Genomic DNA, 13,018 nt, shown 5'->3' with positions numbered 1-13,018 from the left:
TGGCAGACAATCTCAGCCGGGATGCAGCAGAAGCATTGCGTGACGAGTTGAATAAGACTTCCGAGTTCATCCGGAAATCTTAAGGCGTACTGCACTCGGTTGAAATTACTCCGCCCGGGGCACTTGCGGCCCGGGCAGCGCCCGACCCGCCCCATGGGCGGGCGCTGCCCTTTTGTTGGGTGGCAGCCGAACCCAATTCGACGCAATACGCCCTAAGCTTGTTTCGACATCCGCTTGCGTTCATGCGGATCGAGGTGGCGCTTGCGCAGCCGAATCGCCTTGGGCGTCACCTCGACCAGTTCGTCGTCGTTGATATAGGCGATGGCCTGTTCGAGCGAGAGAATCGTGGGCGGAGTGAGACGCACAGCCTCGTCGGTGCCGCTGGCCCGCACATTGGTGAGTTTCTTGCCCTTGAGCGGGTTCACCTCAAGATCGTTTTCGCGGCTGTGCTCGCCGATGATCATGCCCTGATAGATCTTGTCCTGTGGGTTGATGAACATCCGCCCGCGGTCTTCGAGGTTCCACAGCGCATAGGCCACGGCCTCGCCGTTTTCCATCGAGATGAGAACGCCCGCGCGACGCCCGGGAATCGGCCCCTTGTGCGGGGTCCAGCCATGAAAGACGCGGTTCAACACGCCGGTCCCGCGTGTATCGGTCAGGAACTCGCCGTGATAGCCGATAAGCCCGCGTGAGGGCACATGCGCGATGATGCGGGTCTTGCCCGCGCCTGCCGGCTTCATCTCGATCAACTCGCCCTTGCGCGGGCCGGTGATCTTTTCGATCACGGCGCCGGTATAGTCGTCATCCACGTCGATCGTGACCTCTTCGACCGGTTCGAGTCTTTGCCCCTCTTCTTCGCGCATGATCACCTTGGGGCGCGAAATCGAGAGTTCAAAGCCTTCGCGGCGCATGTTCTCGATCAGAACGCCCATTTGCAATTCGCCACGCCCCGCCACGTCGAAGGCTTCGCCGCCCGGCGTGTCGGTCACACGGATGGCAACATTCGATTCGGCCTCTTTCATCAGGCGTTCGCGGATGACCCGGCTCTGAACCTTCTTGCCCTCGCGCCCGGCGAGCGGGCTGTCATTGATGCCGAAGGTGACCGAGATCGTCGGCGGGTCGATGGGTTGCGCATCGATCGGCGTGTCCACGGCCAGCGCACAGATCGTGTCGGCCACTGTGGCCTTTTGCATCCCCGAGATGCTGACGATGTCGCCGGCAACCGCTTCGTCGATGTCTTGCAGGTTGAGACCGCGGAAAGCTTGGATCTTGGTGATGCGAAACTGTTCGATCTTTTGCCCGATACGTGACAGCGCCTGCACCGTCTGGCCCACCTTGAGACGGCCGGACTCGACCCGCCCGGTGAGGATGCGTCCGACGAACGGATCGCTGCCCAGCGTGGTGGCGAGCATGCGGAAATCCTCGTCCGCGTGTTTTTGTTGTTTGGGCGCAGGGACGTGGTTGACGATCAGGTTGAAGAGCGCATGCAGATCCTTGCGCGGGCCGTCAAGCTCGGGATCGGCCCAGCCGCTGATGCCCGAGGCATAGAGATGCGGGAAATCGAGTTGATCATCATTCGCGCCGAGACTGGCGAACAGGTCGAACACCTCGTCCAGCGCGCGGTCGGGCTCGGCGGCGGGCTTGTCGACCTTGTTGAGCACGACGATCGGGCGTAGCCCGAGGGCGAGCGCCTTGGAAGTCACGAACTTGGTCTGCGGCATCGGGCCCTCGGCGGCATCGACCAGCAGCACGACGCCGTCGACCATGCTGAGAATCCGTTCGACCTCACCGCCGAAATCGGCGTGGCCGGGGGTGTCGACGATATTGATGCGAGTGCCCTTCCATTCCACGCTGGTGGCCTTGGCCAGGATGGTGATGCCGCGTTCGCGTTCGATATCGTTGCTGTCCATCGCCCGTTCGGCCACGGCCTGGTTCTCGCGGAACGAGCCGGATTGTTTCAAAAGCTCGTCCACGAGCGTGGTCTTCCCGTGGTCCACATGGGCGATGATTGCGATATTTCGCAGGTCCATAAGTCAGCCTTCCTGAATGCGTCGCAGGCGCCTAACCCGGGGCGGCGCAAAAGGCCAGAGGCAAAGCGCAACACAAGGCGCATGGGCGGGTTGCAGCGTGGGTACTGTATGGTAAATGCTGACCCCTAACCATCCAGGACCGTATCATGAACCTTTTTTCGGATATCCGCGACCTTGTCGTCGACGCGCTTGCCAAGATGCAGGTGGCGGGCGACTTGCCCGAGGGCCTTGATTTCGCCAATGTCACGGTCGAGCCGCCGCGCGACCCGGCGCATGGCGACATGGCGACAAATGCCGCGATGGTTCTGGCCAAGCCCGCCGGGTTTAAGCCGCGCGACATTGCCGAAGCCTTGGCCGCACGGCTGGGGGGTGACGCGCGGATCACCAGCGCAGAGGTGGCGGGGCCGGGTTTCCTGAACCTGAGGCTTGATGCGGATGTCTGGCAGGGGGTGCTGCGCGCTGTGCTGGCGGAAGGAGCGGATTTCGGTCGTTCCACCCTTGGCGCAGGCAAGCGGGTCAACGTGGAATACGTGAGCGCCAACCCCACCGGCCCCTTGCATGTGGGCCACACGCGCGGCGCGGTCTTTGGCGATGCGCTGGCCTCGCTGCTGGATTTCGTGGGCTACGACGTGACCCGCGAATATTACATCAACGATGGCGGCGCGCAGGTCGATACGCTGGCGCGGTCTGTCTATGAGCGTTACCGCGAGGCGTGCGGCCTCGAACCCGAGATCGCGGAAGGGCTTTACCCGGGCGATTACCTCGTGCCGGTCGGCGCGGCACTCAAGGAGAAATACGGCGAGACCCTTCTAGACAAGGGCGAAGGGGAATGGCTCGAAGAGCTGCGTGATTTCGCAACGAACGCGATGATGGATCTGATCCGCACGGACCTGAAGGCACTGGGGGTCGAGATGGATGTGTTCTTCAGCGAGAAATCGCTTTATGGCACGGGGCGGATCGAGGCGGCGATCGATAGCCTGCGCGACAAGGGGTTGATCTATCGCGGTGTGCTCGAGCCGCCCAAGGGCAAGATGCCCGAGGATTGGGAGCCGCGCGAACAGACCCTCTTCCGTTCGACGGCCCATGGCGATGACGTGGATCGTCCGATCATGAAATCCGACGGCGGCTGGACCTATTTCGCGCCTGATATCGCCTATCATTATGACAAGATTTCCAGGGGGTTCGACGCGCTTATTGATGTGTTCGGGGCGGATCATGGTGGTTATGTCAAGCGGATGAAGGCGGCCGTTTCGGCGCTCTCGGATGGCAAGGTGCCGCTCGACATCAAGCTCACGCAACTGGTCAAGCTGTGGAAGAATGGCGAGCCGTTCAAGATGTCCAAGCGGGCCGGCAATTTCGTGACCCTGCGCGACGTGGTCGATCAGGTGGGCGCCGATGTGACGCGCTTTCACATGCTCACGCGCAAGAACGATGCGCCGCTCGATTTCGATTTTGACAAGGTGATGGAGCAATCCAAGGACAACCCGGTTTTCTATGTGCAGTATGCCCATGCGCGGGTGTGTTCGGTGCTGCGCAAGGCCACTGAGGCGGGTATCGAGACGGGAGACAGAACGCTCTGCACGGCCGATCTGGCCAGGTTGGGGCATGAGGCCGAGATGACGGTGATCCGCAAGCTGGCCGAATGGCCGCGCCTTGTGGACACGGCAGGCCGCGCGAATGAGCCGCATCGCGTCGCCTTTTACCTCTATGAACTGGCCAGCGAGTTTCACAGCCTGTGGAACAGGGGCAATGATGAGCCCGCCTTGCGCTTTCTCCAGGAGGACGATCCGGCCACAAGCCAGTCAAAACTGGCCCTTGTGAGGTCCGTGGCCGTTGTTATTTCCGCAGGTCTTGGTATTCTTGGGGTAACGCCGGCGGAAGAAATGCGCTGACAGGCAAGACGCGCCGTCGCCGGTGAGGCAGTCAAGACAACCCCGGCGGCAATGTATCGCCCGGGGAAAGCGAGGCGAACATGGCGGATATTCCATTGGGTGATCCCGATTACGGGTCACATGCGGGCAGTAGCACGAATACGGCGGAAAACAAGGGCGGCGGCGACACGCTCAGGGCCCTCGGAACGGTGATGAACTGGGCCGGAGCCGCGGTGTCTCTGGCACTTGTCGTTGGAATAAGTGTCTGGGGATACAAGATGTTGGCCCGCGACGTGAGTGCCGTGCCGGTCGTGCGTGCGGCCGAGGGCAAACCGATGCGGGTGCAGCCCGAAAACCCGGGTGGACGGCCGGCGCTGCACCAGGGGCTTGCGGTGAACAGCGTCGCGGCGCTCGGGCCGGCCGAAAAGCCGGCAGATCAGTTGATCCTCGCACCGGCACCGGTTGACCTGAGCGAGGAGGATGTTGCGCTCAGCGCGGTTCAGCCGGTCGAAGTGGAGACATCGGGCCCTGAGCGGGAACAGACGGCAAACGCGGAAAGCGGGTCGGCAACGGATGGCTCGGACGATGAATCGATGCTGGCGTTGGCCGATCGACTGGCCGCCGGGGCCGAACGCCTGGACACGGGCGAACCGGCAGAAAAGATCCAGCATGTGGCGGCCATAGAGGCGACCCCGGGCGAGGACGAGCGCAATCCCGAGCCCGCGCCCGAGACGCGACTGGAGGTCAAGGGGGGGATCAAGCAGTCCCTGCGCCCGGTTCTGCGGCCGGAAGAGATGAAACAGACAGCGGCGGCAGGGCCCGCGACCGAATCCGAAGAGGTCGACCCCGAGAGCATCGCCAAGGGAACGCGGCTGGCGCAGCTCGGCGCCTTTGAAAGCGCCGATGTCGCACGACGCGAATGGGACCGCCTGAGCGAGAGATTCGGGGATTACCTCGAGGGAAAACAGCGTGTTATCCAGAAAGCGCAGAGCGGCGGGCGGACATTTTACAGACTCCGCGCCATGGGATTTGCCGATCTCAACGATGCGCGGCGCTTCTGTTCGGCCCTGCAGGCCGAGCGGGGCGATTGCATCCCGGTGACGACACGGTGAGCCGCTTCGGCGCGACGATCCTCGATGCCGGGGGGCTGCGGCTGACGGCGGAGGAAAAGGCGTTCTTTCGCGAGGCCGATCCGTTCGGCTTCATCCTTTTCTCGCGCAATGTGGAGGGCCCCGGCCAGCTTGACGCGCTCTGTACCGAGATGCGCGAGGCGGTGGGGCGCGAGGCGCTGATCACCATCGACCAGGAGGGGGGGCGCGTCCAGCGGCTGCACGCGCCGCAGTGGCGTGAATGGATACCACCGCTTGCTCAGGTGGAGCGCGCCGGGGCAGGGGCCGCGCGGGCGATGTACCTGCGATATCGGATCATCGCGCATGAATTGCGGTCGCTGGGGATCGACAGCAATTGCGCACCCCTGCTGGATGTGGCGACCCCGCGGACCCATCCGTTCCTGCGCAACCGGTGCTACGGCGAGAGCGCCGAGACCGTGGCGCGGATCGGGCGGGCAGTGGCGCGGGCGCATCTGGACGGGGGCGTGTTGCCGGTGGTGAAGCATCTGCCCGGCCATGGCCGGGCGCAGAGCGACAGCCATCTCGAGTTGCCTCGGGTCAGTGCCGTGAAGAAAGCGCTGCAAGAGGTTGATTTCGCGCCTTTCCGTGCGCTTTCGGACATGCCGCTGGGGATGACCGCGCATGTGGTTTACGAGGCGCTGGATGCGGCCCCCGCAACGCTTTCGGCCCCGGTCATGGCGATGATCCGCGACGAGATCGGGTTCGATGGCCTGATCATGAGCGACGACATCTCGATGAAGGCGCTGGCGGGCGATCCTGGTGACCTGAGCCGGCAGGCGATCGCAGCGGGCTGTGACGTGGTACTGCATTGCAACGGCACGCTGGACGAGAAACGCCGTGTGGCCGAGGCGGCGGGGCGGATGGGTGCGGTTGCCCAGGCCCGGGCCGAACGGGCGCTGGCGGCGCGTCATGCGGCGGACGAGATTGACATCGCGGCGCTGGAAGCCGAGTTTGAGGCGCTTTCAAAGGGCGCTGTGGATGGCTGAGGACGAGTTCCAGGAAGACCGGCAATCGGTAAGCGAACGGCTGGCCGCCGAGGCGCTGATCGTGGATGTGGACGGGTTCGAGGGGCCGCTTGATGTGCTGCTCACGCTGAGCCGGACGCAGAAAGTCGATCTGCGCAAGATAAGCGTGTTGCAACTCGCCCGGCAATACCTTGCTTTCGTTGAGAAAGCCAAGGCGCTGCGGCTTGAGTTGGCGGCTGATTACCTTGTCATGGCGGCGTGGCTCGCGTTTCTCAAGTCGCGCCTGCTGCTGCCGCCCGACCCGAGCGAAGAGGGCCCGTCGGGCGAGGAACTGGCGGCGCATCTGGCGTTCCAACTGGAGCGGTTGCAGGCGATGCGCGACGTGGCGGCGCGGCTTATGGCGCGGGACAGGCTGGGGCGGGATTTCTTTGCCCGGGGCATTCCGGAGGATGTGACGCGGGTGCGCAAGGTCCGGTTCACGGCCACGCTCCTCGACCTGATGCAGGGCTATGCGCGGATACGCACCCGCGACGAGTTTCGCCCCTATGCGATGGACCGTGACGCGGTCTGGACGATGGAACAGGCGCTGGAGCGGATGCGCGGGCTGATCGGGTTCGCGGGGCAGTGGACGGATATTGCGAGCTATGTTCCAGAGGGTTGGGACAGTGATCCGGCGCGGCGGCGGTCGTCGCTGGCCTCGACCTTCGCGGCCTCGCTCGAACTCGTGAAAGAGGGGCGGGTCGAGCTGCGCCAGGCCGAGACATTCGCGCCGATCGAGCTTCGCAGGAGGGATTAGGATGATGTCGGAAGGCATTGATGAAGAAGAAGAAAGTGACCGTGATACCCTGTTCGAGTCGCCCCCCATCGCCGAGCAGGAACGCATGGTCGAGGCCATTCTTTTCGCCAGCGCCGAGCCGGTTACGGTGCAGGAGCTGAACGCGCGGATGCCCTTTGGATCGGATGCGGCCGAGGCGCTGGTGCATCTGCGCAAGCGCTATGAGGGGCGCGGCGTGCGCGTGGTCAAGGTCGGCGATGCCTGGGCGATCCGCACTGCGCCGGACCTCGGGTTCCTGATGCAGAAAGAGACGGTCGAGACCCGCAAGCTGAGCCGCGCGGCGATCGAGACATTGGCGATCATCGCCTATCACCAGCCGGTGACGCGGGCCGAGATCGAGGAAATCCGCGGGGTAAGCGTGTCGCGCGGGACGGTCGATCAACTGCTTGAAATGGAATGGATTCGTTTTGGTCGGCGCAAGATGACACCGGGGCGACCGGTGACATTCGTGGTGACGCAGGGCTTTCTCGATCATTTCGGCCTGGAAAGTGCGCGCGACCTTCCGGGGTTGAAAGACCTGCGCGCCGCGGGCCTGTTGGAAAGCCGCCCGCCGCCGGCATTGATGCCGCGTGCGGGCGAGGGAGAGGACGGGGACGAGGAAGAGGCATCGGAGGGGCAAAGCGAGCTGTTCGAGGATTGAGGACAGTCTCGCATGGCCGGATCGTGATTTGGTAAAGCCCGCGATCCGTGCCATATTGCGGGCAAATTGACCCTCTATATGGTCATGAGACAACGGCAGGAGGGCGCCATGAACGCCAACCAGATCATCAACCTCGTGATGCGGATGTTCATTCGCAAGGCCGTGGGACGCGGCATGAACGCGGGTATCAACCGACTGTCGGGAAAAGGAAAATCCCGTGAGGAGATGTCGCCAGAGGAGCGCCGCAAGGCACGGCAGGGCAAGCAATCGGCCCGCCGGGCACGACAGGCGATGAAGATGGGCCGCCGCATCGGGAAAATGTGAGCGCGCGGCGCGGTTAACCGTGCCTTGCGCCATCGTTCCAGACGGTTAACATGATCATTCTGCGAAAAATCCGGGGGGTGACTGACGTACACCGCCCGGCTGCCGCCCGGCTGCCGGCGTGGTGGTCGTCTTGCGTTAACGAAAAGGGTTAACCCTGCGCGCGGAAATGCTTGGAGAGCTTGAGGCCTTGGCCCTGGTAATTCGAGGCGATGCCCGCGCCGTAAAGCTGCTCGGGCACTTGGGACATGCGTTCATAGACGAGACGGCCCACCACCTGCCCGTGTTCGAGCACGAAGGGCGATTCGTGACAGCGCACTTCGAGCACCCCGCGCGAGCCCGCGCCGCCCAGTTGTGCATGGCCGAAGCCCGGATCGAAGAAGCCCGCGTAATGCACCCGGAACTCGCCCACCATGGCGAGGAAGGGGGCCATCTCGGCGGCATAGGCGGGCGGGATATGCACCGCCTCGCGGCTGACGAGGATGTAGAAGGCGCCGGGGTCGAGGATGATCTGGCCGTTCGCGCTGTGCAACTCCTCCCAGTATTCGGCGGGGTCGTAGAAGCCGATCCGGTCGAGGTCGATCACGCCGGTATGCGGCTTGGCGCGATAGCCGACGCGGGTGCCCTCCGTCGGTTTGAGGTCGACGGAAAAACCGAGGCCCTCGTCGATGAGGGCATCGCCGTCCACGAGCGGGGTTTCGGAATGGAGCGCGTCGAGTTCATCGTCGGAAAGCGTGGCCTGCCCGGCGCGAAAGCGGATCTGGTTGAGGCGCATGCCGGGGCGGACCAGCACGGAGAAGCTGCGCGGGCAGATCTCGGCATAGAGCGGGCCGTGATAACCCGGCGCGATGCGGTCGAATTCCTCGCCGCCATCGGTGATCGCGCGTGTGAGTAGGTCGAGCCGCCCGGTCGAGCTCTTGGCGTTGGCGACCGCCTGGATGCCGGGGGGCAGAGCAAGCCCCTCCATCAGCGGCACGACGTAGACGCAGCCCTTTTCCAGCACGGCACCCCCCATGAGGTCGATCTGGTGCATCTCGAATTCTGCCAGCCGTTCGGAGACGGGGCGCCCGTGACCGGCGAGGAACGAGGCGCGCACGCGCCATGCGCGACGGCCCAGCCGAAGGTCGAGACTGGCGGGTTGAACCTGGTCGGGCAGGATGGCGGGATCGGCGGTGATCTCGCCCCGGGCGATCATCTCCTCGATCTGCTGGCTGGCCAGAACGCCTGTCATGTTGGTCACTCCCGCAGGGTTTCGCATGGGGATACATGCGCTTGCGCGGCGGGAAAAGGGAAATTTCCGGTGTGGGGGCGGAGTTGATGGTCGGGCTAGCAGGATTCGAACCTACGACCTCCCGTCCCCCAGACGGACGCGCTACCAGACTGCGCTATAGCCCGACGTTGCGCCTAGATAACGGTTTTGCGGGCAGGGGCAAGGGGGAATTTGCCGAAACCGCAGCAGGGAAGGTTCAGTCGGTTGCGGCGGTCCGGGGCGTGTCGGTCTGGCGGGCGTGAACCGCCGCGAGCCGGTCACGCAGGGCGCGCAGTTCCGAGCGGGCCTCGGGGGCGAGCGGTCTGCCTTTGCGCGCCGCGATGGTGGCCAGAAGGCCGGGCGGGGCGGTGATGCTGTCATCGTCAGGATCGGGCGGCACGTCGATCTGCGCCGTGCGGAGCGGTTCGGGCTCGGGCGGGGTATCGGCGGCGCCGGGGGGCGAGTCGGGCCGGGATTCGATCCCGGCCTCGGGTCGCGGATCATGCTGGGGCGCGGTGAGCGGGGGGGCTGCATCCGGGGAAGGTGCGCCGCGACGGAGAAAGGCGGGCACGGTGGCGGGTTTTCCCGTGTCCTCGGGTGCGGGGGCCGCAGGCGCCTCGTCAGCGACCTCGGGCGCGTCCGTCGGGTCGCGTGGTTCGGGCGCCGCTGCGGCCGGCCGTTCGGTCGCGTCCACATCCTCGGCCGCAGTGCCGGCGTCGAGATCGGACTCCGCAGTGCCGGCTTCGGTGGCGTCATCGGGCAGGGGCGGGCTGGCGTCGGGGGCTGGCGGCGTTGCGGCGCGCTGCCCTTGTTGGTCCGCGTCAGCCGCGTCGTCCAGCCGTTCGGGGGCGGGTTCCTGCGACTCGTCGGCGGGCCTGTTCACGGGCTGGAAGGGCAGAACGGTGGCGCTTTCCTCGGGGGCGGTGACGCCGGGCGTGGCGGTGGCCTCGATCGTGTCGCCGTCGCCCTGGGGCGTTTCGCCGTCGATCGGGGGCGAGAGCGCCGCGACATGTTTGACCCCTTGATCGCGCAGGATTTTCTGCACGCCCTTGATGGTCATCCCGTCATCATGGAGCAGTTTCTTGATACCACCGATCAGCGCCATGTCGGCGGGGCGGTAATAACGGCGCCCGCCAGCGCGTTTCACCGGTTTGATCTGGGGAAACTTGCTTTCCCAGAAACGCAGCACATGGGCCGGGGTTTCGAGCCAGTCCGCGACTTCGCTGATGGTTCGGAAAGCGTCGGCGGATTTGCCCATGTGCGGTCCCTTCTAGCGTTTGTTCCCTTCCGTCACGCGGTCCTTCATCAGGTGCGAGGGACGGAAGGTGAGCACCCGGCGCGGATTGATTGGCACCTCTTCTCCGGTCTTGGGGTTGCGGCCAACGCGGGCGGCCTTTTCACGCACCGAGAAGGTGCCGAAGGAGGAGATTTTCACCTGTTCGCCGCGCACCAGGGCATCGGACATATGTTGCAGAACGCTTTCCACGAGTTGAGCGCTGTCGTTGCGCGAGAGGCCCACTTCGCGAAACACTGCCTCGCTCAGGTCCATGCGCGTCAATGTCTTTTCACTCATTTGTTCCCCCGGGTTGTTTTCCGACAACCTTGGGGCAATGCAATTTCCGAGTCAATATCAAGGGCTTGCCCACGGGGTTTTATGTGGAGCTTCGCCGCGCTGCCGCATCGTGCCCGCCCGGAACAGCGGCGCAGCCGCCCGGGCAGCACATGCCCGCCCCCCGGCCGGGTGCTTTCGATGGTATGCGCGCCGCTCCGGCCGGGGGATGGTGTTGCGGGATAAACCGCCCTGGGCTGATGTTGTGGGCCCCCGACCGCGGCCCTGTGATGCGCTATCTCTGCGTGCCTCGGGTGCGCGACTACCAGCGCAGGACGACCGCGCCCCATGCCAGGCCGCCGCCGATCGCCTCGGTCACGAGAAGGTCGCCGCGCTTGATCTGGCCGCGTTCGACCCCGACGGCCAGCGCCAGCGGGATCGAGGCGGCAGAGGTGTTGCCGTGATCCTGAACGGTGACGATCACCCGCTCCATCGGCACGCCCATCTTCTTCGCGGTTCCGCGGATGATGCGGATATTGGCCTGGTGCGGTACGATCCAGTCGACCGCGTCGCCGGTAAGCCCCGCCTTGGCCAGGGCCGCGTCGGCGGTCGAGGTGAGCTTGTCCACGGCCTGGCGGAAGAGGGGGTTGCCCTGCATCCGGAGCTTGCCCGCATGGCCGGTCGAGGAAACGCCGCCATCGACATAGAGCATGTCGCGAAAGCGCCCGTCGGAGTTGAGATCGGCCGAGAGGATGCCGCGATCGTCGGACGTTCCGGTGCCCTCCTGCGCTTCGAGCACGATCGCGCCGGCGCCATCGCCGAAGAGCACGCAGGTCGAACGGTCGGTCCAGTCCATGATGCGGCTGAAGGTTTCGGCGCCGATCACCAGCACGCGCCGCACCTGCCCCGCGAGCATGAGCGCGTTGGCATTGGTCAGCGCATAGACGAAGCCTGCGCAGACCGCCTGAACGTCGAAGCCGAAGCCACGGGTCATGCCGAGCCCGTTCTGGACCATGGTGGCGACGGACGGGAAGGTGAGATCGGGGGTCGAGGTGGCCACGATCACCGCGTCGATGTCATCGGCGGCAAGCCCCGCATTCTCCAGCGCGCGCCGCGCGGCCGTCACCGCCATGTCGGCGGTGGTTTCGCCCTCGGCGGCAAAATGGCGCCGCTCGATCCCCGAGCGGGTGCGAATCCACTCGTCGGATGTGTCCAGCGTCTTTTCGAACTCGGCATTGGGCACGATCCGTTCGGGAAGGTAGTGGCCCACGCCTGTCACGACCGCCCTGATGGTCATTTCCGGTCTCCGTCCTTTTCATCCTGCCCGCCCTCGGTGGCGAGCATCGTGGCGGCGGCGATACGCGCGGCGAGCTTGTCTGCGAAATTCGACTCCGCGAGTTGCACGGCGAGCTTGACCGCCGCCGCGACGCCGGTGGCGTCGGCCCCGCCGTGGGATTTCACCACCGTGCCGTTGAGCCCGAGAAACACGCCGCCATTGACCCGGCGCGGATCGATTCGTTTTTTCAGTCGCTGCATGGAGGTATAGGCCAGAACCGAGGCCAGACGCGAGAGCGGAGAATAGCGGAACGCTTCGCGCAGGAAATCCCCGAAGAGCTTGGCCACGCCTTCGCCGGTCTTGAGCGCCACGTTGCCGGTGAACCCGTCGGTCACGATCACGTCACAGCGTTCGCCGGGCAAGTCGGAGCCCTCGACGAAGCCGACATAGTCGAAATGGGCCGCGGGCGCGTTCTCGGCGATCAGTTCATTGGCCGCCTGCATCTCGGCGCGGCCCTTGAATTCCTCGGTGCCGACATTGAGCAGCCCGACCCGCGGACGCGCCAGGCCCAGCCCGTTGCGCGCGTAGGAGGCCCCCATCAGCGCATATTGCAGAAGGTCGCGCTCGTCGGCCTTCACGTCGGCGCCACCGTCGAGCATGACGTTGAAGCCCTGGGGATTGCGCGAGGGCCAGAGCACGGCGATGGCCGGGCGGTAGACGCCGGGAAGCTTGCGCAGACGCACCACCGACAGCAGCATCAGCGCCCCGGTATTGCCGCAGGAGACGCAGGCATGTGCCTCGCCCGAGCGCACCGACTCGAGCGCCGAGAACATGGAGGTGTTGCGGCTCTGGCGTATGACCTGGCTGGGTTTGTCCTCCATCGACACCACGTCCGGAACGTCGCGGATGTCGCAACGGCCGGCCAGCTGCTTGCGGCGCGCGATCAGCGGGTCGAGCGTCTCGCGCGGGCCATGCAGGATGAAATCGACGTCGGTGTGCTTTCTGGCATAACGTGCCAGCCCGGCCAACACGGTCGCCGGTCCCGCGTCGCCACCCATGGTGTCGACGGATATGCTGATACGTCCGGTTCCCGTGACCGTCCCCTTGCCGGATTCGTCCGGGGCGGAGGTGTCGTGCGATGCGTTCATGCCA

At 65.1% G+C, this 13,018-nt stretch carries 12 protein-coding genes and 1 tRNA gene; 6 read left to right on the top strand and 7 right to left on the bottom strand.

The window, feature by feature from the left end; genetic code table 11:
- Positions 1 to 212: 212 nt before the first annotated feature.
- Positions 213 to 2,030: a translational GTPase TypA gene (typA, locus tag ACESL9_RS03055; RefSeq protein WP_372614169.1), complete on the bottom strand. Its 1,818-nt coding sequence runs from the start codon at positions 2,028 to 2,030 to the stop codon at positions 213 to 215.
- A 146-nt stretch (positions 2,031 to 2,176) separates the two neighbouring features.
- Here typA and argS point away from each other — a divergent pair, with 146 nt between their 5' ends.
- The 6 genes from argS to ACESL9_RS03025 all read left to right on the top strand — a co-directional run bounded on the left by argS (position 2,177) and on the right by ACESL9_RS03025 (position 7,795).
- Positions 2,177 to 3,922, top strand: coding sequence for an arginine--tRNA ligase (gene argS, locus ACESL9_RS03050; protein WP_372614171.1), 1,746 nt, complete (start codon positions 2,177 to 2,179; stop codon positions 3,920 to 3,922).
- An 80-nt stretch (positions 3,923 to 4,002) separates the two neighbouring features.
- On the top strand, positions 4,003 to 5,013 hold the full coding sequence (locus ACESL9_RS03045; RefSeq protein ID WP_372614173.1) for an SPOR domain-containing protein: 1,011 nt from the start codon (positions 4,003 to 4,005) through the stop codon (positions 5,011 to 5,013).
- Positions 5,010 to 6,017 (top strand): beta-N-acetylhexosaminidase, encoded by a 1,008-nt coding sequence (gene nagZ / locus ACESL9_RS03040; protein ID WP_372614175.1) that lies wholly within the window; start codon positions 5,010 to 5,012, stop codon positions 6,015 to 6,017. The genes ACESL9_RS03045 and nagZ overlap by 4 nt, the downstream gene beginning before the upstream one ends.
- Positions 6,010 to 6,792: a segregation and condensation protein A gene (locus tag ACESL9_RS03035; RefSeq protein ID WP_372674491.1), complete on the top strand. Its 783-nt coding sequence runs from the start codon at positions 6,010 to 6,012 to the stop codon at positions 6,790 to 6,792. The genes nagZ and ACESL9_RS03035 overlap by 8 nt, the downstream gene beginning before the upstream one ends.
- 4 nt (positions 6,793 to 6,796) lie before the next feature.
- Positions 6,797 to 7,471 carry an SMC-Scp complex subunit ScpB gene (scpB, locus tag ACESL9_RS03030; RefSeq protein WP_372674490.1) on the top strand — a complete coding sequence of 225 codons (675 nt, stop codon included), beginning with the start codon at positions 6,797 to 6,799 and terminating at the stop codon, positions 7,469 to 7,471.
- Between the two features lie 108 nt (positions 7,472 to 7,579).
- The gene (locus tag ACESL9_RS03025) at positions 7,580 to 7,795 is read left to right on the top strand and encodes a hypothetical protein (RefSeq protein ID WP_372674489.1); all 216 of its coding nucleotides are present in this window, start codon (positions 7,580 to 7,582) and stop codon (positions 7,793 to 7,795) included.
- Positions 7,796 to 7,943: 148 nt separating this feature from the next.
- Here the strand turns inward: ACESL9_RS03025 and ACESL9_RS03020 are convergent, their stop codons facing one another.
- The 6 genes from ACESL9_RS03020 to plsX all read right to left on the bottom strand — a co-directional run bounded on the left by ACESL9_RS03020 (position 7,944) and on the right by plsX (position 13,014).
- Positions 7,944 to 9,023 (bottom strand): 2'-deoxycytidine 5'-triphosphate deaminase, encoded by a 1,080-nt coding sequence (locus tag ACESL9_RS03020; protein ID WP_372615085.1) that lies wholly within the window; start codon positions 9,021 to 9,023, stop codon positions 7,944 to 7,946.
- An 87-nt stretch (positions 9,024 to 9,110) separates the two neighbouring features.
- Positions 9,111 to 9,187, bottom strand: a tRNA-Pro gene (locus ACESL9_RS03015).
- A 71-nt stretch (positions 9,188 to 9,258) separates the two neighbouring features.
- A complete protein-coding gene (locus tag ACESL9_RS03010; protein ID WP_372674488.1) occupies positions 9,259 to 10,299 on the bottom strand; it encodes a MerR family transcriptional regulator in 1,041 nt (346 codons plus the stop codon).
- A gap of 12 nt (positions 10,300 to 10,311) precedes the next feature.
- Complete coding sequence (ihfA, locus tag ACESL9_RS03005; RefSeq protein WP_111362244.1) at positions 10,312 to 10,614, bottom strand: integration host factor subunit alpha; 303 nt, start codon at positions 10,612 to 10,614, stop codon at positions 10,312 to 10,314.
- Between the two features lie 298 nt (positions 10,615 to 10,912).
- Positions 10,913 to 11,887 carry a beta-ketoacyl-ACP synthase III gene (locus ACESL9_RS03000; RefSeq protein WP_372615083.1) on the bottom strand — a complete coding sequence of 325 codons (975 nt, stop codon included), beginning with the start codon at positions 11,885 to 11,887 and terminating at the stop codon, positions 10,913 to 10,915.
- Positions 11,884 to 13,014: a phosphate acyltransferase PlsX gene (gene plsX, locus ACESL9_RS02995; RefSeq protein WP_372615082.1), complete on the bottom strand. Its 1,131-nt coding sequence runs from the start codon at positions 13,012 to 13,014 to the stop codon at positions 11,884 to 11,886. The genes ACESL9_RS03000 and plsX overlap by 4 nt, the downstream gene beginning before the upstream one ends.
- Between the last annotated feature and the right edge of the window lie 4 nt (positions 13,015 to 13,018).

The organism is Aquicoccus sp. (assembly GCF_041686535.1).
Classification (GTDB): Bacteria; Pseudomonadota; Alphaproteobacteria; order Rhodobacterales; family Rhodobacteraceae; genus Aquicoccus.
The sequence above is the reverse complement of the archived record's forward strand: the minus strand, read 5'-3'. Positions and strand labels throughout refer to the sequence as shown.